This is a genomic window from Nocardia sp. NPDC006982 (genome assembly GCF_042869435.1).
In the GTDB taxonomy this organism is placed as follows: Bacteria; Actinomycetota; Actinomycetes; order Mycobacteriales; family Mycobacteriaceae; genus Nocardia.
Map to the genome: position 1 here is coordinate 39,408 of NZ_JBIAFV010000021.1, position 21,865 is coordinate 61,272.

15 protein-coding genes and 1 pseudogene are annotated in these 21,865 nt (G+C 66.8%); 11 read left to right on the forward strand and 5 right to left on the reverse strand.

Annotated elements, in window-relative coordinates:
- The first annotated feature begins 20 nt into the window (after window positions 1-20).
- From ACFYOW_RS43350 to ACFYOW_RS43390, 9 genes are all read left to right on the forward strand, one after another.
- Window positions 21-773 (forward strand): SDR family oxidoreductase, encoded by a 753-nt coding sequence (locus ACFYOW_RS43350; RefSeq protein ID WP_387296901.1) that lies wholly within the window; start codon window positions 21-23, stop codon window positions 771-773.
- Window positions 770-1,639, forward strand: a complete 870-nt coding sequence (locus tag ACFYOW_RS43355; RefSeq protein WP_387296903.1) for an NAD(P)-dependent oxidoreductase — start codon at window positions 770-772, stop codon at window positions 1,637-1,639. Before ACFYOW_RS43350 ends, ACFYOW_RS43355 begins: the two co-directional genes overlap by 4 nt.
- Before the next feature lie 23 nt (window positions 1,640-1,662).
- Window positions 1,663-2,130 (forward strand): carboxymuconolactone decarboxylase family protein, encoded by a 468-nt coding sequence (locus ACFYOW_RS43360; RefSeq protein ID WP_387297017.1) that lies wholly within the window; start codon window positions 1,663-1,665, stop codon window positions 2,128-2,130.
- Window positions 2,131-2,142: 12 nt separating this feature from the next.
- Complete coding sequence (locus tag ACFYOW_RS43365) at window positions 2,143-3,609, forward strand: FAD-dependent oxidoreductase (protein WP_387296905.1); 1,467 nt, start codon at window positions 2,143-2,145, stop codon at window positions 3,607-3,609.
- An 11-nt stretch (window positions 3,610-3,620) separates the two neighbouring features.
- Window positions 3,621-4,199, forward strand: a complete 579-nt coding sequence (locus tag ACFYOW_RS43370; protein ID WP_387296907.1) for a TetR/AcrR family transcriptional regulator — start codon at window positions 3,621-3,623, stop codon at window positions 4,197-4,199.
- A gap of 78 nt (window positions 4,200-4,277) precedes the next feature.
- A complete protein-coding gene (locus ACFYOW_RS43375; RefSeq protein WP_387296909.1) occupies window positions 4,278-5,096 on the forward strand; it encodes an alpha/beta fold hydrolase in 819 nt (272 codons plus the stop codon).
- 53 nt (window positions 5,097-5,149) lie between these two features.
- Window positions 5,150-5,575, forward strand: a complete 426-nt coding sequence (locus tag ACFYOW_RS43380) for an acyl-CoA thioesterase (protein WP_387296911.1) — start codon at window positions 5,150-5,152, stop codon at window positions 5,573-5,575.
- Between the two features lie 81 nt (window positions 5,576-5,656).
- The gene (locus ACFYOW_RS43385) at window positions 5,657-6,430 is read left to right on the forward strand and encodes an ABC transporter ATP-binding protein (RefSeq protein WP_387296913.1); all 774 of its coding nucleotides are present in this window, start codon (window positions 5,657-5,659) and stop codon (window positions 6,428-6,430) included.
- Between the two features lie 174 nt (window positions 6,431-6,604).
- The gene (locus ACFYOW_RS43390) at window positions 6,605-9,118 is read left to right on the forward strand and encodes an ABC transporter permease (RefSeq protein WP_387297019.1); all 2,514 of its coding nucleotides are present in this window, start codon (window positions 6,605-6,607) and stop codon (window positions 9,116-9,118) included.
- Here ACFYOW_RS43390 and ACFYOW_RS43395 read toward each other — a convergent pair.
- Window positions 9,027-9,734: pseudogene (locus ACFYOW_RS43395) on the reverse strand (ADP-ribosylglycohydrolase family protein); the annotation flags it as partial. The gene ACFYOW_RS43390 and the pseudogene ACFYOW_RS43395 sit on opposite strands and share 92 nt — an antisense overlap.
- 133 nt (window positions 9,735-9,867) lie before the next feature.
- Here ACFYOW_RS43395 and ACFYOW_RS43400 point away from each other — a divergent pair.
- Complete coding sequence (locus ACFYOW_RS43400; protein ID WP_387296915.1) at window positions 9,868-10,695, forward strand: phosphatase PAP2 family protein; 828 nt, start codon at window positions 9,868-9,870, stop codon at window positions 10,693-10,695.
- 1 nt (window position 10,696) lies between these two features.
- Here the strand turns inward: ACFYOW_RS43400 and ACFYOW_RS43405 are convergent, their stop codons facing one another.
- The 4 genes from ACFYOW_RS43405 to ACFYOW_RS43420 form a co-directional block, all read right to left on the reverse strand.
- On the reverse strand, window positions 10,697-11,857 hold the full coding sequence (locus ACFYOW_RS43405) for a VWA domain-containing protein (RefSeq protein ID WP_387296917.1): 1,161 nt from the start codon (window positions 11,855-11,857) through the stop codon (window positions 10,697-10,699).
- Window positions 11,858-12,139: 282 nt separating this feature from the next.
- Entirely contained in the window at window positions 12,140-14,542 is a 2,403-nt protein-coding gene (locus ACFYOW_RS43410) for a DUF5682 family protein (protein ID WP_387297021.1), read from the reverse strand.
- A 120-nt stretch (window positions 14,543-14,662) separates the two neighbouring features.
- A complete protein-coding gene (locus tag ACFYOW_RS43415) occupies window positions 14,663-15,763 on the reverse strand; it encodes an AAA family ATPase (protein ID WP_387296919.1) in 1,101 nt (366 codons plus the stop codon).
- The gene (locus ACFYOW_RS43420; protein ID WP_387296921.1) at window positions 15,760-18,618 is read right to left on the reverse strand and encodes a DUF5691 domain-containing protein; all 2,859 of its coding nucleotides are present in this window, start codon (window positions 18,616-18,618) and stop codon (window positions 15,760-15,762) included. Before ACFYOW_RS43420 ends, ACFYOW_RS43415 begins: the two co-directional genes overlap by 4 nt.
- A gap of 475 nt (window positions 18,619-19,093) precedes the next feature.
- On the opposite strand from ACFYOW_RS43420, the gene ACFYOW_RS43425 reads away from it, so the two are divergent.
- On the forward strand, window positions 19,094-21,520 hold the full coding sequence (locus ACFYOW_RS43425) for an AAA family ATPase (protein ID WP_387296923.1): 2,427 nt from the start codon (window positions 19,094-19,096) through the stop codon (window positions 21,518-21,520).
- Window positions 21,521-21,865 lie beyond the last annotated feature (345 nt).

Below are 21,865 nucleotides of genomic sequence, written 5' to 3' on the forward strand. Positions count from 1 at the left end.
AGCTGCAAGGAGCTGATTTCATGACTCGATTCCCGGGAAAGACCGCCATCGTCACCGGCGCCGCCCAAGGTATCGGCGCGACATACGCCAAGGCGCTGGCGAACGAAGGCGCCAATGTCGTTGTCGCCGACCTGAATGCCGAGCGCGGTAAGGCCGTAGCGGCCGAGATCACCGCCGGTGGTGGCAGCGCCATCTTCGGCGAGGTCGATGTGGCCGATCCGGAATCGGCCATCGCCCTCGCCGAATTGACCGTCCGCGAATTCGGGGCGATCGACCATCTGGTGAACAATGCCGCCATCTACGGCGATATGAAGCTCAACCTGCTGCTCAGCGTGCCATGGGACTACTACAAGAAGTTCATGAGCGTGAATATGGACGGTGCGCTGAATATGACCCGCGCGGTGTGGCAGCACATGGTCAAGGCGGGCGGCGGATCGATCGTCAACCAATCCTCCACCGCCGCATGGACCTACTCCAGCTTCTACGGCTTGGCCAAGGTCGGCATCAACGGCCTGACCCAGCAGCTCGCCTTCGAACTCGGCGGTTCCAAGATTCGCATCAATGCTATCGCGCCCGGTCCCATCGATACCGAAGCCACCAAAACCGTGACACCGAGCGTCATCGTCGACGATATGGTGAAACGGTTGCCGCTCAAGCGAATGGGAACACCGGATGATCTGGTCGGCGCCTGCCTGTATCTGCTCTCGGACGAGGCCAGCTGGGTCACCGGGCAGATCTTCAATGTCGACGGCGGACAAGTGTTCCGATCATGAGTAGCGAATTGCCGGTCGGGTTCATCGGTTTGGGCAATATGGGCGCACCGATGGCCAAGAGCCTGCTGTCCTGGCCCGGCGGACTCACCGTCTGCGATATGCGCCCAGATGCGGTGCAACCGCTCACCGAAGCCGGTGCGGCATCGGCTGTTTCGGCTGCGGAAATCGCCGAGAAGGCGGCCGTGATTTCAGTGACCGTGCTGGACGACGCACAGGTGCGGGCCGTGGTCACCGGACCGGAAGGGGTGTTGCGGACGGCCGCCCCGGGCACGGTTATCGCCGTGCACTCCACCATCAGCGACCGGACCGCCGAAGAGTTGGCGGGTGAATGTGCCGAGTACGGCGTCGAATTGGTGGACGCGCCGATCAGTGGCGGTGCCGCCGGGGCCACGCGCGGCAAGCTCGCGGTGATGGTCGGCGGCAGTGATACGGCATTCGAGCGGGTGCGCGGACCCTTCGGTTGCTTCGCCGATCTGGTCGTGCACGCCGGACCGGTCGGTGCGGGCACCCGAATGAAGTTGGCGCGCAACCTCTTGCACTTCATCGCGTTCACCGCCGCCACCGAGGCACAGCGGCTCGCCGAGGCCGCGGATCTGGATATCACCGTGCTGGGCAATGTCGTCCGGCATTCCGACGCGGTCACCGGCGGTCCCGGCGCGATCATGCTGCGTGACCGCACCGCACCGATCGAACCGAAGGATTTCTGGCTGCCGATCCTGAGCCACGTGCGCGATCTCGGCGAAAAGGATCTGAGCCTGGCCCTGGATCTCGGCGCGCGACTCGGCGTCGAGCTGCCGCTTGCGGAACTGTCTCTCGACCGCCTCGGGCCCGGGCTCGGCGTGCCGAAGGAAAGGGGAAATCAATGAGTGAAGCATCGCGTAGCGATTCGATGAGGGGTGGCGGTCGAGTGACGGGTGGGCGTGACAACGGATCTGCTGATTCGGTACGTCAGCGCGGGCTGGCCAAGATGGCCGAGGTCTACGGCACCGAATTCCAGGACTACCCCAGCGACCATTTCGCCGTGACGGCCGATCATCTCTTCGCCGAAATCTGGTCGCGTCCCGGACTCACCATTCGGGACCGCCGACTGATCCTGCTCGGGGCGCTCGCCGCCCAGGGCGCGATGGATACGGCGGGTATCCAGATCGGCGCGGCGCTGCGCAACGAGGAGTTGACCGAGGCGCAGCTGCACGAGATCGCACTGTTCCTCTGCTATTACGTCGGCTGGCCGACCGGCACCAAACTCGACCTGCTGGTGGGAACGATTGTCGCCCAACAGAAAAAGGCGGCACGCAAGCAGTCCGAACAGGTGGGGCAGTCCGAATCGTCTGTGTCGTCCGAAGACGCGAGTAAGTAAGGAACGCGAAACATGTCTGATGCCGCAAAGATCCGGCCGCTGCGCGCCGACGCGATCGCCGCATGGGATTTCGAGGCGGATGTCGTCGTCGCCGGATACGGCATCGCCGGTGTCTGCGCCGCCATCGAGGCCGCGCGTGCGGGGGCCGACGTGCTGATCCTGGAACGCACCGGTGGCTGGGGCGGTGCGGCGGCCATGGCGGGCGGATTCATCTACCTCGGTGGCGGCACGCCCTTGCAGCAGGCTCTCGGCTTCGAGGACACGCCGGAGAATATGGAGACATTCCTGCAGGCCGCGCTGGGTCCCGGACAGGATCGGGCGAAGATCGCGGACTACTGCCAGAACAGCGTCGAGCACTACAACTGGCTGGTCTCCAACGGGGTGCCGTTCAAAGAGGAGTTCTGGGGTGAGCCCGGCTGGGAGCCGCCGCACGACGAAGGGCTGATGTACTCCGGCGGCGAGAATGCCGCGCCGTTCAATGCGATCGCGAAACCCGCTCCGCGCGGCCATGTTCCGCAAATGGCGGATAAGAAGATCGGGGCCAAGAGCGGCGGCTACATGCTGATGAAGCCGCTGGCCGATACCGCCGAAAGTCTAGGTGTCGGTGTCGAATACGACATCAGGATCCGGCGGCTGGTGATCGACGAGACCGATCGGGTGGTCGGCGTCCTCGCGACGCGCTTCGGCAAGGAGGTCGCGATCCGCGCCGAACGCGGGGTGGTGCTCGCCACCGGTAGTTTCGCTTACCACCAGCAGATGATCGAAGGCTATGCGCCGCGGTTGATCGGGCGGCCCGCCGCCGCCATCGAAGAGCACGACGGCATCGGCATTCTGGTCGCGCAGGCGCTCGGTGCTGAGCTGGCGCATATGGATGCCACCGAGGTGGCGTTCTTCGGAGATCCGCAGCTGTTGGCGCGCGGCATCCTGGTCAACGGGCGTGGTCAGCGTTATATCCCGGAGGACACCTATCCGGGGCGGATCGGACAGGCGACGCTGATCCAGCAGGAAAATCAGGCGTTTCTGGTCATCGACGAGGAGTCGCTCGAAGCGGCGCTTGCCACCGTGACATCCACGCCGTTCTTCCGGCAGCCGCCGACCTGGGCGGCCGAGACCGTCGCGGAGCTGGAGTCCGATATGGGGCTGCCGGAGCGCGCGTTGCAGGGCACCGTCGAGTGCTACAACCTGCACGCCGTCGACGGCAAGGATCCATTGCTCGGGAAGAAGCCGGAGTGGGTCAAACCGATCGGCACCCCGCTCGCCGCCTTCGACATGCGGGGCTTCACCGCGGGTTTCACCCTCGGCGGGCTGCGCACCGATCTGGACTCGCGAGTGCTGCACGTCTCCGGTGAACCGATTCCCGGCCTGTTCGCCGCGGGCCGCTGCACCTCCGGGCTCTGTGCCGGCGGCTATGTCAGCGGTGCTTCCCTCGGTGACGGCAGCTTCTATGGTCGGCGCGCCGGTCGCGCCGCCGCAAAGTAGGATCTAGACACATGTCCGAAGGCGAGTCCATCATCCTGGAGGCGACCCGGCGTCGCCTCACCGAGAAGCAGGCCGACACCGTCGACAAGCTGACCAAGGCCGCGGTGGAAGTGCTTGCGCGCGAAGGCTTCGCGGGGATGACCATCCGCATGGTCGCCGCGGCGGCCGGCGTCGGCACCGCCACGGCGTATACCTACTTCTCCTCAAAGGAACATCTCGTCGCCGAGATCTTCTGGCGTCGCCTGTTCGCCAGTTCGGCTCCGGTCAGCGATGACCCGGACCCCACTGTCCGGGTCGTCGCCGAACTCCGCAATATCGCCATGCTCGTCGCCGACGAACAAGAACTCTCGGGCGCCGTCACCAGCGCCCTGCTCGGCCGCGATCCCGACGTCGCCCACCTCCGTGCGCGGATCGGCATGGAAATCCGCAAACGACTGGTCCGCGCCCTCGGCCCCGACGCCGACCAGGAAGTAGTCGAATCCCTCGAACTCGTCTACGCGGGCGCACTCGTCCGCGCGGGCATGGGCTACGCCTCCTACTCCGAAATAGCCGACCGCATCGAGAAGTCGGCGCTGCTGATTCTGAGGTAGGGCACTTACCCGAGAGGTAATCGACTTCATTATCGGGACCCGCAATGATGGTGGGGCACCAGATGATTGGAGAAATCGATGCCCTACTTCGAATCGCACGACGGCACCACGCTGCACTACCAGGACTGGGGTTCGGGGCAGCCGGCGCTGTTCCTGGCCGGTGGCTGGTTGAGCAGCACTTCGTGGGAGCTGCAGATGTTGCCGCTGTCCAAGCAGGGGTTGCGGTGCCTGTCCTACGACCGGCGTGGGCACGGCAAGTCGGATTGGGTCGGGCACGGATACGACTACGACACGTTGGCCGCGGATCTGGCCGCATTCCTGGAACATCTCGATCTGCGCGAGGTCACGGTGGTTGCGCATTCGATGGCCGGCGGTGAGATCGTCCGGTACCTGACGCGGTACGGCAGCGATCGGATCAGTCGGGTCGCGCTGGTCTCGGTGACGATGCCGTATCTCGCACAGGCCGAGGACAATCCGAACGGTGTGCCGAAGGCCGTCTTCGATGCGGTGGGCGCGGCCCGCGCCGCGGACCGACCGCTCTGGATGGAGCAGAACGCCCAGGCATTCTTCGCGACGCATCTGGGCAACCAGGTTTCCTCGGCGCGCATCACGTGGATGGTCCAGAAGTGCATGGACTGCTCACTTCTCGCGGCGGACGAGATCATGAATACGATCTACAACGCCGACTTCCGCGACGAGTTGCGCGCACTCACACTGCCCACGCTGGTCATCCACGGTGACGCCGACGCCTCGGCGCCGATCGACCTCTGCGGACGCGTGATCAAGGACCTGATCCCGAGCAATACCTACAAGGAATACCCGGCCACCGGACACGGCATCATGATCTCGCACGCCGCGCAGCTCAATGCCGACATCCTCGACTTCATCAAGGCGTGAGGGCCGGACGGTAGCGGCGGATACTTGTCGTACCCCGCCGCTACCGTGTGCCAATGGGATTCGCGCTCTCGATCACCGTGTCGCCCGAGGACATCGATGGCAACGGACATATGAACCAGGCCGTCTATCTGCAATACGCGGAGCGGGCGCGCTGGGCCTGCCTGCGGGAGGGCGGTCTATCCCAGGAGAAGTTGCAGGACGCCGGGGTCGGGCCGATCTCGCTGCAGGTGACGCTCGAATTCAAACAGGAACTCTTCGTGGGCGACGAGGTCACTGTCACTTGCGATTTCGCCTGGGATGGCAAGACCCACCGGACCATCCAGGAGATCCGCAAGGCGGATGGCACGGTCTCCGCCGAGATCGTCGGCGTCGGCGGTCTGCTCGATCTCACCGAACGGCGCTTGGTGCCGGACGCCGCGCGCTACTTCCGCGACCTTGCGCAGGATCCGACGGTCTTCGGTCTGGGCCGGTCGGCGTAGTTCTAAGGGTTCATTGAGACCTCGAGACTTGGGGGAGGTCCCTGATGGCGCGGGCGCGCGATACCCGACAGACTGGGTTCCATGACTTCGCAAGCCCTAGGTGCCGACCTCGAGAAATCGGCCGCCGCCACTGTCGCGGCACGGGCCATCGACCTGGTGAAGGTCTACGGCCACGGAGATACACAGGTCAGGGCGCTGGATGGGGTATCAGCCGAATTCGTGAAGGGGGAGTTCACCGCGATCATGGGGCCCTCTGGATCGGGCAAATCGACCCTGATGCACTGCCTGGCCGGCCTGGACAGTGCCAGCACCGGAACCGTGCGGATCGGCGACACCGATCTCGCCGGGCTCTCCGATAAGCAGATGACCCGGCTGCGCCGCGACCGCATCGGCTTCGTCTTCCAGGCATTCAACCTGGTGCCGACGCTGACCGCGCAGGAGAACATCACCCTGCCGCTGGATATCGCGGGCCGCAAGCCCGACCAGGATTGGCTGGATACGGTCATCAAACGGCTCGGGATCACCGATCGACTCACCCACCGGCCGAGCGAACTGTCCGGCGGGCAGCAGCAGCGGGTGGCGTGCGCGCGGGCGCTGGCCGGTAAACCGGAGATCATCTTCGGTGACGAGCCGACCGGCAATCTCGATTCGCGCGCCTCGGAGGAGGTGCTCTCGATCCTGCGCGCGGCGGTGGACGAATTCGGGCAGACGGTCGTCATCGTCACCCATGAGCCGCACGCGGCGGGATATGCCGACCGGGTGGTGTTCCTCGCGGACGGTCGCATTGTCGACGAGTTGCGCGATCCCACCGCCGAATCGGTGCTCGACAAGATGAAGTCGCTGGAGCAGGTTTAGTGAGCGAGCGTCAGCGAGTGAACCAAAGACACAGCGCGCCTTCGCGCACGACGGAGCCGAGCGTCAGCGAGGCGCAGTCGTGAGCGAGCGTCAGCGAGTGAACCAAAGACACAGCGCGCCTTCGCGCACGACGGAGCCGAGCGTCAGCGAGGCGCAGTCGTGAGCGGCAAACCGATGCGCAAGGTGGTCTTGCGCAATCTCGCCGCGCACAAGGTGCGACTGGCACTGACCCTGCTCTCGGTGGTGCTCGGAACCGCATTCATCGCGGGCTCGTTCGTCTTCACCGATACCCTCCAGCGGACCTTCGACGGGATCTTCGCCAATCAGGCCAAGGGCGTCGATGTGCGGGTGAGTCCGCAAAAGCAACAGGCACAGGGCATTCCGCTCAGCGTGGTCGACCAGATTTCGAAGATGGACGGGGTGCGGGCGGTCGCGCCGAGCGTCAACGGACCGCTGGTGCTGCTGTATCCGGACGGTAAGAAGGCCGTACAGACCGGTGGCGCACCGACTTTCGGTCAGTCCTACATCCCGCCGGATAAGGCGGTCGCCGAACCGGATAAGTTCGTGCAGGGTGTCCCGCCCGCGCACGAGGGCGAAATCGCACTCAATACCGGCGGCGCCGAACGCGCGGGCCTGCATGTCGGTGACAAGACCAAGGTGCTGGTTCCCTCGCACGGCACCCCGATCGACGTCACCCTCACCGGAATCTACGAAGTCCCTTCGGACACCGGCGGTTTCATCGGCGTGCTGTTCGACGACGCGCAGGCCCGCCAGCTGTTCACCGACGGCTCGCATGTCGCCTATATCGATATCGCGGCCGTCGGTATACCGGGTGACGACCTGCGCGACAAGATCGCGAACGTGCTGGTGGACTACAAGGTGCAGAACGGCGATCAGGTGCGCGCCGATCTGAAGAAGGAAGTCTCCAACGCGCTCAACTTCATCAATTACTTCCTGCTCGCCTTCGGTGCGATCGCACTGATCGTCGGCACCTTCATCATCTACAACACCTTCTCGATGATCGTGGCCCAGCGGTTGCGTGAGCTGGCGCTGCTGCGTGCGGTCGGTGCGAGTCGACAACAGGTCGGCCGATCCGTGGTGGCAGAGGCACTGGTCATCGGATTGGTCGGCAGCGCAATCGGTTTGGTGGGCGGCATCGGTCTGGCCTTCGGGCTTTCGGCACTGCTCAATGCATTCGATCTCGGCCTGCCGACCGGATCGTTGACGGTGCTGCCGCGCACGGTGATCGTCGGACTGCTCGTCGGGCTGCTGGTGACCGTGGTCAGCGCTTATGCGCCCGCGCGTCGCGCCGCCAAGATTCCGCCGGTGGAGGCCATGCGCGAGGAGTTCGCCTCGGCCGGTGAATCGCTGCGGCTGCGGACCGGTTTCGGCAGTGCGCTGGCCGTCGCGGGTGTGGTGCTAGTGGTGCTCGGTGCGCAGAAGACCGGCGGCCATGCCGCACTGACGGTCGGGATCGGCGCGCTCGGCCTGATCTTCGCGGTACTGCTCGCCGCGCCCGCATTGTCGCGGCCGGTGGTGGGCGGTCTCGGGGTGCTGCTGCGGCCGTTCGGCCCGATCGGCCGGATGTCGCGCAATAATGCCGCGCGCAACCCACGGCGCACTGCCGCAACGGCTTTCGCGCTCACCCTCGGTTTGATGCTGGTGACCGCGATCGGCATGCTCGGCGCATCGGCCAAGGCCAGCGTGAGCGTGCTCGTCGACAAGGGCGTGAAGGCAGACTATGTGCTGGCCGGACCGCAGATGATCGGGGTGCCGCTCGGTGCGGGTGACGCCGTGCGCAAATCGGTGCCCGGGGTGGCCGATGTGGTCGGCCTGCGCGGTGTCACGTTCAAGGTCGGCGATGAGCAGCTGGCCGGCACCGAATTCGACGGCTCGCCCGACCGTGTCATCAACTACGACATGATCAAGGGCACCAACACGCTGGGCGATCACGATGTCATGGTGTCGCAGGACGAGGCCGATAAGCGCGGCTGGAAGGTCGGCGATCAGGTCAGTGTGACGAGCCTGGGGTTCAAGAAGATTTCGGTCCAGGTGGTCGGCATCTACAAGAAGACGCCGCTGCTCGGACCGCTGGTGGTGTCGCCGGTCATGTACGACGAGGTGATGCCGGTCAACTTCCGGACCAACCTGTTCATGTTCGTCAAGGCCCAGCCCGGTGCCGATCTCGCTCAGATGCGCACCGATCTTGAGAATGCGACCGAGCAGTTCGTCGTGGTCCAGGTGCAGGATCGGGAGGAGTTCAAGGGCGCACAGGGCAAGCAGATCAATACGCTGCTCGCCATCCTGTACGGACTGCTCGCGCTGGCGGTGGTGATCGCGATTCTCGGCATCGTCAATACCCTGGCGCTGTCGGTGGTGGAGCGGCGTCGCGAGATCGGCATGTTGCGCGCGGTCGGCATGCAGCGGGCTCAGGTACGCCGAACCATCTATCTGGAATCCATGCTGATAGCGGTATTCGGCGCGATCGTCGGGATGCTGCTCGGCCTCGGTCTCGGTGTCGGCTTCCTGCGGACCCTGCGTGACCTGGGCATCGATGAGATCGCCATCCCGTGGAATCAACTGGTGCTGGTGCTCATCAGCTCGGCCGTGGTCGGTGTTCTCGCCGCGCTGTGGCCGGGCATTCGCGCCGCCCGCACCCCACCGCTGGCCGCCATCGCTGACCTGTAGGTCTACTCAGCGAATAACGGGCATACCACTCCGCCGTCGGCGCACCGTAGGCGTCGCTCGGCGGGGTGGGCCCGAATTCGACGCAGAAGTGCGCGGTCGAACGCTCGATGACCGGACCGGCATCGAGCATGGTGCGCCACTTGTCCAGGTTGGCACGGCGGCCGTAGCGAGCTCCGAGGATGCTGCCGCAGATCGCTCCGGTGGAGTAGCTGTCGCCGAAGTGATCGACCGCGAACAAGTTTCGGTTGCCGAAGATGGGTTCCGGTGTGCCACCGACCTTTTCGGCGGCGAGTGCAGCGAAGACCCCGATAGCCAGGGCCTCCGGGCCGATCCGGCGGAGGCCCTCCATATCCCCTGGTGCGGGCAATCCGGCCGCCCCGCGGACAGCCAGTTCGATGGCGGCGGCGCGGGAGAGTTCGGGGCGAGCCACATCGAGTGCGGCTCGGAGATCGGCGCCTCTCGTCACACCCGCGATGATCGCGGCCGTGGTGCCCGCGGGCAGCCACTCGCTCGGATTGCCGTGGGTGAGTGCCGCGGCATCACAGCCGAATTCGAAGATCTGCCCGATTGTCCCGCGGCGGTTGAGTCCGCCGGGTGCGGCGCGGACGACGGCGGCCCAATTCCCGGTCGATCACTTGTGTCTGTCCGGTCACAGTGTGCTGAGTCTGGCTAACGAGTGATGCTACGGTAAACGGAGGTTACTACTCCGTTTAACATGTGGGGTTGGATGGGTAAGGAGGCCGCTGGCAATGGTGGCAGTGGGTCTCGGTGGTCCGAACGTGGGTTTTTCGCCCGCGGTCGGCGGCATCGCCGAGAAGATGAGGGCGGCGGTGCACGGCCGTGGCGGCGAGGCGGTCAGGCAACTCGCATTGATCACCGTGCTCTATCTGGCCTACCGGGTCGGGCGGATGTTCACCGCCGACGACACCGTGCACGCACTCGGCAATGCGCGAGAAATGCTCGGGCTCGAGGACAAGCTCGGGCTGCCGGAGGAGACCACGGTGCAGGCGGTATTCCTGCATCGGGATTTTCTCGCGGTACCGGCCAATTTCTACTACGCCACCGCACATTTCACGGTGGCGGTCGGGGTGCTGTTGTGGCTGTGGGTTTTCCGGCCGGAGCACTACCGGTGGACCCGGAATCTGATGGTGGCATTGACCGGAGCCGCGCTCGCGGTGCATGTGTTGATGCCGCTCGCGCCGCCGCGCATGCTGCCCGAGTACGGCTTTGTCGACCTCGCCGCCATACACGGCCAATCGGTCTATGGCTCACCGGATTCCGGCGGGCTGTCGAACCAGTTCGCGGCCATGCCCTCCTTGCATGTGGGGTGGGCCCTGCTGCTGGCCTTCGCCGTGGTCGCGGCGACCCGAAGTTCCTGGCGGTGGCTGGCGTTGGCACATCCGGTGCTCACCACGGTGGTCGTGGTCGGGACCGGCAATCACTACTGGCTCGACGCGATCGTCGCGGTGGTGCTGCTCGGATTGTCAGCGCTGCTGCATCCGCTGGTGGTGCCCGCCACGGCGACAGCGTGGGGTGCGATGGGGCCGGTGGGCCCGCAGCCGGTGCCGACGCGCTGAGTCAGCTGATTCCGGCATTTCGGTTGGCCCAGGCTTGGATATCGCCCCGATCGAGGGCTAGGGCGAGCAAGTCGGGGAACCTGTCGGGGGTGCAGGCGAAGGCCGGTATGCCGAGGGCGGCGAGAGCGGCGGCATTGTCGTGGTCGAAGGCGGGAGCGCCGTCGTCGGAGAGGGCGAGCAGGACGACCACCTGGATGCCGGAGTCCCGCATGGCATTGACGCGGCGCAGCATCTCTTCGCGGATACCGCCCTCATAGAGGTCGGAGATGAGGACGAACAGGGTGTCTGCGGGGCGGGTGATGAGCGATTGAGAATAGGCGATGGCGCGATTGATGTCCGTGCCGCCGCCGAGTTGGGTGCCGAAGAGGACCTCGACCGGATCGGTGAGTTGTTCGGTCAGGTCGACGACTTCGGTATCGAAAACGACCAGGGACGTTTTCAGCGACCGCATCGAGGCCAGGACCGCCCCGAAGACCGAGGCGTAGACCACGCTGGATGCCATGGAACCGGATTGATCGATGGCGAGGACGACATCCCGGCGCACCGCCTGCGCCTTGCGGCCGTAGCCGACCAGGCGTTCGGGCACGACGGTCCGGTGTTCGGGAAGGTAGTTGGCGAGATTCTTGCGGATAGTGCGGTCCCAGTCGATATCCCGCAGCCGAGGTCGGGTCACGCGGGCGGCGCGGTTCAGTGCGCCGGATACCGCCGCGACGGTGTGTGCGGCAACGCGCTGTTCGATTTCGCGGACCACCTGCTCGACCACCATTCGCGCTGTCGCCTTGGTGGTTTCGGGCATCACCCGATTCAGGCTCAGCAGGGTGCCGACCAGGTGCACGTCCGGTTCGACCGCTTCGAGGAGTTCCGGTTCCAGCAGGAGCTGGGTCAGATTGAGGCGATCGACCGCGTCGCGCTGCATGACCTCGACGACGGCGGACGGGAAGTAGGTGCGGATATCGCCGAGCCAGCGGGCCACCTTCGGTGCCGAGCCGTCGAGTCCGGCCGAGCGCTTACCGGAGGTCTGATCGTCGGTGTTGTAGACCGCGCCCAAGGCTCGATCCATGGCCTCGTCATCCGCTGAACCCAGGCCGCCGAGGGGTTGTTCGGCGGCGGTGCCGAGCACCAGACGCCAACGCCTGGACTGGGTTTCATCGATCGCATTCATCCGGTCACTCCGGGAGGTAGGTGACGGCGGAATGCCACCACATCGTCGTTCGGGTTGATCGAGGGGCCCGAGCGCGGTGCTGAAGGAGCGCGTCGGGCGGCTGCTGGGCTGTTTGTGGCAGCCGCATTGCACAATGCGGTGCGGCGATCTGATCGCGTCGTAATGCCCAACGAGTGGGCAGAATCGCTCGCGATGCGCATGGCGACGATCTTCGGTTCGGTATGGAAGGCCTTGCGGTCGTCGGTGCACGCTGCGAGTTGATCCGGGCTAGGCGCGTCGGGTTCATACCGGCACTCCGAGGATGTCCGCGACCGTGCGCATGGCGACCAGCCCTCGTTCCACATCGAAGGTCGTGTCCGCGCCGGGCCGCGATTTGCCGGAGCCACCGTCGCGCACCGCCTGGCCGATGGCGCGGCGCTCTCCGGATTCGAATGCGCCGAAGGTGCGGCGCAGCAGCGGCAGGATTTCGACGAACATATCGTCGCCGAGACTGCGGAGCCAATCGTCGATGAGCCGCAACAACTCTCGGTCGTGGACCAGCAGCAGCCCGCGACCTCCGAGGAAGCCGTCGATCCAGGCGGCCTTGGCGGCGGCGGTATTGCCGATCGAGAGCGCGGCGGAAAGCCTACGTGCGGAATCGGATTCGTCGATGCGCCCGGCATCGGCGAGCAGTCGGACGGCACGACCGACCAGGGCGCCGTGCACATCGTCACGGTCGGCGAGGCGGTGCAGGGCGGCCAGCCATTCGCCGGTGGCCCAGTCGTTGTCGCGCGTGTGAATGGCGGTGTGCGCGGCATCGAGTTGGGTGCGGAGTTGTTCGGCGGCATCGGTATCGAGGCCGGTGACCGCGCCGGGCAGCCCCGCGCAGATCCGCACGAGCAGGCCGTCCGCGACGTGGGCGAGGGCTTTGGTGTCGGTGCCGCGGACGTCGCCGTAGCGCAGCGTGCGGGTCAGGCCGGGGAGGGCGGCGAGCAGGTGGGTTACGTCGTGGTCGAGTGCCGCGGCCGATTCCAGGCGGCTGATCAGACCGTTGGTGGCGTCGCCGAGATCGGCGAGCAGCGCGACCTCGAGTGCGGCGGTGAGGTCGCCGACGGTGCTGCCCTCTCGGCCCACGGTGTCGAGGATTTTGGCTTCCGCCGCGGTGCGGATGGTGGTGCCCCAGCGGGAGGCCTCGATGATCGAGACGGCGAATTCCGGTCGCCACCGCAGCGTCCAGGATTCGCGGAAGGTGCCGGTGCTGCGCACCTCGCCGGTTGTCGGTGTGCCCCAGTCGATTCCGAGTACCCGCAGCCGGTGCAGCAGTCGGGAGCGTTCGACCTCGCGCTCCTTGCGCAGGTCGAGATCGAGGTTGCGGGACAGGGCTTCCTGCTTGAGCCGCAGCGTGCGGATCCGGGCACGCAGATCGGCATCCAGCGGGACGGTCGGCGTGCCATCGGGAACTGCACCGAGTGCCTCGCCGACCACCAGTTCGGACGCGACGAGCCGCACCATCGTCTCATCGCCCGCGCACATCACCGACCGCACCGCCTCGGTGACCTCCGACAGCCCCGCCAGCGGCCGAGCCCGCAGCACCGCGAGCGTGTCGGCGAGCCGGACGGATTCGATGATGTGCGCACTGGAGACCGGCAGATCGTGTGCGCGCAACACCCCCGCCACCTTGGTCAGCCAGCGCGCGATCGGCTGTTCGGTCTCGGTGAACAGGTGGTGATACCAGCCGGGCGAGGTGATTCCGGCGCCGTATCCGGACGTCGTCGCCAGCCGGGAATGCGTCCACGGCACCCAAGTCACGGTTGCCTTCACCTTGGGAAGCCCCCTGAGCAACTTGGTATCCGCCGTCGCAGGCCCCAACTTCCCCGCCAACGCCGGTGCATGCCACGCCCCACACACCACCGCGAGCCGCTGTGCCCCTTCCTTCAACGCCTTCCGCATCGTCTGCCGCATATACGCCTCACGCCGCAAGGTGTGCGCGTCGATCCCGATGGGTTGGCGCTCAACGTCTTCGAACGCGATCGCCTCGTCGACAGTGTCACCGGTCGGCGAGTTGGCCGACTCGGCATGTGCGGCGGGCCGGGGTTGGTCGTCGGGCTGGAGTGTCTCGCTGCTTGGGTCACCACCCGCCGGAATGCCGGGTATCTCGTGCGGCTGTTGGCCGGGCGAAGGCGATTCGGCTGTGTTCGTGGCAGGTCCGATTGCGAACATGCCTCGTTCAGCGGCTTCTCGCAGTGCACCCATTGCCTCGGTGATCGCTTCGAAAGCGTCGGCGTCGGCAACGGATTCGACCACTGCGTCCCACCAGCGTTCGGCATCGTCGTAGCCGGCCGCGGCGGCCAATTCGGCTAGTGGGTCGATGCGGTCGCCCGGTTCGTCTTCGGTGGCGAGGACGGTGGTCGCGGGAAGGTCGCAGAACTTCACCGGCACTGCGTGTTCCGCCGCATGTCGCAGCGCCTGCCATTCGGGGGAGAACACCGCGTACGGCCAGAATGCGGCCTTGGCGGGCTGGTCCGGCACATAGGCCAGCAGAGCGACGGGCGGTGACATTCCCTCGGCCGCAACGTATCCGACCAAGGGGTCGGCATCGGCCGGGCCCTCGATCAGGATCGCGTCGGGGCGGAACTGCGCGAGCGCGGTGCGCAAAGATCTGGCCGAACCCGGGCCGTGGTGACGGATGCCGAATACGCGGGTCACCGGACCGCTCTGGGCGGCGTTCTGCTGGTCGTCCCTGCGGTCGTCGGCCGTGTTTGTCTTTCTCACCGTGTCACTCCCGGTTGAACATGCGGTGTGGCCGGATCAGTCGGCGGTGCTGCCTCATCCGTGCACCTCGCGGCAAGCGCGGTAGAAGTCGGACCATTCGGGGCGTTCGCGGACAACGGCTTCCAGATACTCGGTCCAGATGACGGCGTCGGCCACCGGATCCTTGATGACCGAGCCGAGGACCGCGCCCGCGATATCGGACGCGCGCAGGGTGCCGTCGCCGAAGTGTGCCGACAGGGCGATGCCATTGGTGATCACCGAGATCGCTTCGGCGGTGGACAGGGTGCCGGAGGGCGTCTTCAGTTTGGTGCGGCCGTCGGCGGTCATGCCGGAACGCAGCTCCCGAAAGACGCGCACGACCCGGCGGACTTCCTCGGCCGCGGCGGGAACCGCCGGAAGTTCGAGCGCGGGGCCGAGTTGTTCGACGCGGCGGGTCACGATGGCGACCTCCTCGTCCTCACTGGCGGGCAGCGGCAGCACAACGGTATTGAAGCGGCGACGCAGAGCAGAGGACAGATCGTTGACGCCGCGGTCGCGGTCATTGGCGGTGGCAATGACATTGAAGCCCTTGGCGGCTTGCACCTCCATCCCGAGTTCCGGTACCGGCAGGGTCTTTTCGGACAGCACGGTGATCAGCGCGTCCTGCACATCGGACGGAATGCGGGTGAGTTCCTCGATCCGGGCGATGGCGCCGCGACGCATCGCGGTCATGACCGGCGACGGCACCAGCGCACCCTCGCTCGGCCCCTCCGCGAGCAGCCGCGCATAGTTCCAGCCGTAGCGGATCGCTTCTTCGGCGGTACCCGATGTGCCCTGTACGAGCAGGGTCGACGCACCGCTGATCGCGGCCGAAAGATGTTCCGATACCCAGGTTTTCGCGGTGCCGGGCACGCCGAGCAACAGCAGCGCCCGATCGGTCGCCAGCGTCGCGACCGCCACCTCCATCAGCCGTCGCGGCCCGACGTACTTGGGGCTGATCACGGTGCCGTCGTCGAGCGTGCCACCGAGCAGATAGGTGACGACCGCCCACGGCGACAGTTGCCACGACGGCGGCCGCGGCCGATCATCGATCGCGGCCAGTGCCCGCAGTTCCTCGGCATAAGCCTGTTCGGCGTGCGGACGCAACAGCTCCGGCTTCGAATCGGTAGTGGTCACTGCAACTCCTCGAGCATCATCGAGCGGTGGTTGAGGTCATGGGCGAGCTGATCGAAGGCTCGCTCCCAATTGGGATCGGTGCATCGGCGCGCCACCGCGGTGGCGGTCCGCGCCGCGCCTACGGGCAGGTGCACGGCCGCCGCGGACAGCAGCGAGCGATGCGCGCTCGGACCGGTGCCGTGCGCTTCGGGGCGTTTGGCCGCGGCACGTGCGCGTTCGAACAACAACAGCATCAGGTGTTGGGCAAGGGGTTCCGGCCACGGATGGCCCATGGCGGGCAGCAGCGCCTCGAGCTCTGAGAGCCACGCGCCGTCCAATTGCAGCAGATGCCGGGTGCGGTCGGTGAGTGGCAGCAGCGCGAACAATTCGCGGCGTCGAAGCATGGCCAGATCGGTCGGCACACCGGCGTCGAACAGCGCCCGCGCCCAGGCTGAATCATGTTGTGCCAGTGCGGCATCCACCCAACCGTCGAACAGCGGCTGCCGGAATCGGTCACTGATCCTGGCCCGCGTGGCCTTATCGGGTGCGCCGAGTTCGGACTCCCAGTGCGTCAGCGGTGTCGCCGCCACGAGTTGGCGCAGCCGACCCGCGCGCAAATCCGGTGCGCCGTCCCAGCGATAGGTGAACTCCACCGCGCGGTCGTTGATGCCGTCCCTGCGATCGGCATCGTCGAGCTCCTCCGGAATGCGGACAACCAGATTCGGATGCAGCAGCAGATGTTCGACCGTGACCCATGCGCTCGCACGCCGGGTCATGCGCTGCGTGAATGCCGAATCCGATAGCAGCGGAAGCAGTCCGGCCGCGACTCGCCGGACATCCGATCGTCGATCGTCCAACGCGGTCTCGAGCAGCGGTTCGTCATCAGCCGAAATCCCATCGGCGAGTATGGCCAAGAGTTCGGCCTTCAGTGGGCCGGATTCCTTCGGCCACGACGCGGTCAGCGCTGCACGTGCGGCTTCGGCATCTCGCCGGCGCAGTTCGGCGAGCCATTCGCGGCGCTCAGGCGGTTGGCCGAACTGCCAGCTCTGCGCCGTCGGCGCATCGGAAGGCCCTTGCCGCACCAGGTCGCGCCAATCCGGATGCTGGTCGGACAGCCAGCGGCCGCGGGTTCCGGCCAGACGCAAAAGCGGTTCGCGCAGTTCGGTATTCGCCTTCGCCTGCGCGAGCAGTAGCGCGCACAGTGCATCCGGGGCGCGATAGTCGAACGGTGCTGCGGCCGCGAACCATTCGGGCAGAAAGGGGGACCGGTCCCGCAACATGCGGGCGAGTCGGGATGCCGCGGCGCGGGGCAGGAGTCGCCGCGCGTCGTCCGCGGCGGGTTCGGGCTTGGTCGCCGTACTGACGGATACGCCACCGCGCGCGAAAGCGCCACGCAGTGCAGCAGATTCGAGAAGCACAAGTGCCGGATCGGTGCGCAACCGGGTTGCTGCGGCGGCCACCGGAGCCTCGAGCCGCGCGGGATCCGCTGCCCTGCGGGCAGTGCCGAGCAGCGCCACCGAGGTCAGCTCCTCCGACACCGGCGCGGCAGGCGCATTCGACATCGCACGCGTGCCGAACTCCGCACTGTCGACATCGACGACCTCACCCGCGGTGAATACCGAGATCGGCACCAATCCGGCCACGCCCCATTCGGCGGCCAGCGTCACCGGGTGCCCACCGGACACCGCGAGCAGTCGCCACGGTTGCTCGGTAGCCGCAACCGGCAGCGCGGTACCGTCGGATTCGGCTATGTACCAGCCATTTTCGGTCCACACCGGCACGACATCGGTGAGCAGCAGCGGTCGCAATCGCAACCATGGATCGCCCGCGAGCGCCTCGGCATGCTCGGTCAATGCGGTGGCGATCGTCCCGTCGGCAACCGGCAGCGTGGTAAACGGTTCGGCCGCACCGTGCCGCTCGCCCCAGAGCGCCCGCAGCGGCGCGCCACCCGGGTAATAGTGCAGATCGGCTTCGGCCATCATGCCGGGCAACGGCACCTCCGCCGAGAAGCTCGGCGTGCCGAAGGAATGCTCGAGTAGCAGCGCCCAGCGTCGAGTCTGCCTGCCGTACAACCATGTTCGGCGCGTGTAGAGCCGCTCCTCCTCGCTGGTCCGGATGCCGAGTACCTGCCACTGATCCCGGACCGCGGGTTCGGTGCGCACGGATTCGGCGGATGTCGGATAGCCGATATGGGTGCGGACGCAGGCCCGCAGCTCCGGCGACAATTCGTCGAGCCGGCGGTGCGCGGCGATCAGCAGATGCAGCCTCGCGTATTCGGCGAGTACGACCTCTGGCCAGTCCGCCCTGGTCACCACGGTGGTCGGCAGCTGGCGCAGCGTGGCGGCGACGCCGGGGGCCTGCGCGTCGACCATTCGGGCCGCGATCGCCTCGAAGGCGCGAAACGAGCGATCGGTCTGGGCCAGTCCGGTGCGCACCTGATCGCCGAGCCAGATATCGAGTTCCTCCAGCCCCGCCGTCACCCGGACCCGCCGCTGTTCGGCGGTCGCCGGATTGGCCGTGCGGGCCCGCGAGTCGGTGGCGGGCTCGGCCGCGCGAACCGCCCGGGCGTCGATCCATTCCGCCGCGAAGTCCGCGATCGGTGCTTCGGCGACCGCGCCGCCCGACCAGGCGAGCAAGAGCGACAATGCGTGCTTGCAGGGGAACTTGCGGCTCGGACACGAGCACTTGTACGCCGGACCCGCCAGCGCCACAACTGTCTGATACGGCTTGGCGCCGCTACCCTGACACAGGCCCCACAGCGCGGTGTCCGACTGCCCGGTGCCGCGCCAGCGCCCGGCGAGCTTGCGTGCGGCCGATAGCGAGCTCGCATCGGGCGCGAGCGCGCTGACCTGTTCCTCGGTCCACGGCGCGGTCATATGTATGGCTCCCGCCTGGTTCATCCGGCGGCCCCGGATCGACTGTATGTCATGTCTTCCCCCATTGCTCGGTTGCCGGATTTCTACCGCAGCCCACCGACAAGTTGGGTGGTGAGCGGCTATTTTTCTGGAATACGCTGCGGGGACGACGGATTCGGCAAGAAACGTATCTTGCGCTGGTTGTCCGATTCTGGCATTCTGTCCTGTTCGGCTCCGACCGAGCCACCCAGATCGGGTGACACACCATCGAGCTGCCCGCCGGGGTTGGCGAGGGGTGGACATCGAGCGGGGCCCAGCCTGTTCGATGGCCATACCATCCCCGCGGGCAGATTCGCATTTCCCCTTCCGGCCGCGCGAAACGGTACCGCTGTGGGCGAATTCGACGCCATCGGGTAGCGTCTCGTTCAGCTTTCAACAGTGATACCCGTGCGGGGTTGGAGGACGTGCCGCGGTTCGTGGTCTAGGGGGTTTACGCATGCGTACAGATCCCGGAGCCGATACTGCGGCGGTGCCGCGCCTGACCGAAGTGGTGTCCCGACGGCTCGCGGCCGATCCTGCGGTCACCCCCGACGTCGCGCACACCGTGCTCCGCGCCCTCGGCGGCGGCGAGTCCGATGATCTGACAACCGAATTCGATGGCTCCGGCATCTTCCTGCGTGCGATCCGGGTACGCGGCTTCCGCGGTATCGGACCCGAAGCGACACTGCAGTTGCCCCCGGGGCCGGGTCTCACATTGGTGGTGGGCCGCAACGGAAGTGGTAAGTCGAGCTTCGCCGAGGCCGCCGAGCTGGTGCTCACCGGCAGTAATCGTCGCTGGGACGGCCGGTCGGCGGCATGGCGCGAGGGCTGGCGGAATCTGCACGACGGCGGCTCGGCGCGTATCGAACTCGAATTGCTGACCGCCGGAGCCAATCCCGAGCTGACCATTGCCAAAGAGTGGTCACCGCAAGCGGATCTGGGCCAGGCACGCTGGACCGAACAGCGATCCGGCACCGCGTCAACGGATTTCGACGGCAACCGCTGGGCCGGTCTGCTGGAGTTGTATCGCCCCTTCCTGTCCTACAGCGAACTCGGCGCACTCGTCGACGGCAAACCGAGCGATCTGTTCGATGCGCTGCACCGGCTGCTCGGCCTCGACGAATTGACCGTGGCACAGGAGCGGATCCGCACCCGCCGACTGGAACTCGAACGCGCCGTACGGGATTCGCGCCAGGAACGCATCGAACTGGTGACCGCGCTCGGCACGGTGGCCGACGACCGTGCGGTGCGGATGGCGGCGCTACTGCGCCCGGACCGCCCCGATCTCAGGGCCATCGGTCGCGAGGTACTCGGCACGGCCGAGAATCCGGTCGGGCCGGATGGGCTGCGGGCAATCGTGCGGCTTGTCTTGCCCTCGGGTGCCGAAGTCGAAGCGATCGCCGCTCGCCTCGAAGAGTGCCGCACGGTGCTCGCGCGCGATTCGACCGCCGATGCCGAGTCCGATCTGCGGGTGCTGGATTTGCTGCGGCGTGCGCGCGATCATGTCGGTGCCAGCGGGGAATGTGCGTGTCCGGTCTGTGGGCGTGGGGAATTGGACGCGACGTGGTTGCGCGGTGCGGACGCCTCGATTGCCGAGCTGACCTCCCGAGTCGACGCACTCGCGAGCGCGCGGGCCGCATTGCGACAGGCCGTCCGCGACGCCCGCGCGCTCCCGGAACATATCCCCCCGGAACTCGATTTCGATCCGCGCAATCCGCCCACCGTCGACACCACCGCGGTGCGTCGCGCCTGGACGGACTGGGCGGCGCTGACCGGCGCCGATTACTCGCCTGACCTGCCCGATCGACTGCGCGGTGCGCACACTCGCCTGGTCGACGAACTCGAGTTGCTGCAACAGGGCACTCGGAAGGAACTGAACCGCCTCGACGAGGTGTGGGCGCCGCTGGTGCCACGCATCAGTGGCTGGCTGGAGGGGGCCCGTGCGGTCGTCGCGAACGGCAGCGAACTGCGCACACTCAAGCGCGCCGAGGATTGGCTCAAATCCGCGACGGCCGGATTGCGCGGTGAGCGGATGGCGCCGCTGGAGACCACGGCGCGCTGGGTCTGGCGCACACTGCGTCAGCAGAGCAATGTCGAACTCGGTGCGATTCGATTGCAGGGCAACGCCGGAACCGCGCGGCGGGTGCTGCTCGATGTCACCGTCGACGAGGTGGACGGCGCCGCGCTCGGGGTGATGAGTCAGGGGGAGTTGCACGCCCTCGGGCTTTCGCTGTTCCTGCCGCGAGCGACGGTGGAGGACAGCCCTTTTCGCTTCGTCATGATCGATGACCCGGTGCAGGCCATGGATCCGGCCAAGGTGGACGGATTGGCCAGGGTGCTCGAGGTGATGGCGTGGACGCGGCAGGTGATCGTTTTCACCCACGACGAGCGGCTGGCCGAGGCGGTGCGGCGCATGCAACTGGACGCCAGCGTGCTCGAAGTGCAGCGCCGCGAACGCTCGGTGGTGGAAGTGCGGGTCTCGAGCGACCCGATCCGCCGCTACCTCGACGACGCCCGCTCCCTGGTCCGTACCCCCCAACTACCCCCGGCGATCGCCGACGAACTGGTGGCCACCTGTTGCCGTTCCGCCGTGGAAGCGGCCAGCCTGGCCAGAGCCAGGCGCAATCTGCTCGCCGACGGCATGGACCACCGCGACGTCGAACGCCACATCGAAGGCGCACAAACAACTCGCGCAATGGTCGCGCTCGCGGTCATGGGTATCGGCGGCCGAGTAGACGACCTGAACAAACACCTCGCCCGCGAAGGCAAATGGGTCGTCGACGCCTTACGCGACGCCACCGCAGGAGCCCACGTACCCATCGGCCGCAGCATGCGCGACCTGATCGCGGACACCGAGAAGTTCGTCGGCTGGCTACGCCGATGAACGGGCGCTACGCATCGATAGCTCGGGGGTGGCGGTGAGTGCGGCGCGTGATGGCGCGGGCCCGTCGGGCGACGCGGACGATGGTCGGGCGCGTGATAGTGATCCCTTGGGTGGCGCGGAGTTGCCAGGTATCGAGGGTCGAGAAGACGGTGCTGGTCGGGAGGGGGTTGGCGGTTCGCAGGGGAGGTCGGTCGGGCACGGCGGAAAGCGTTGGGCAGGAAGGCAAGTCGGGGTACCGGACGAATCGGCTGGGAAGAGCGGCGCGGCTCGGCAGGGCCGTACGACTCGGCGGGGTGAGGGGGCTCGGCAGCGGAAGGTGGGGGCGGGGCGGCGAGGGGGCGCGCG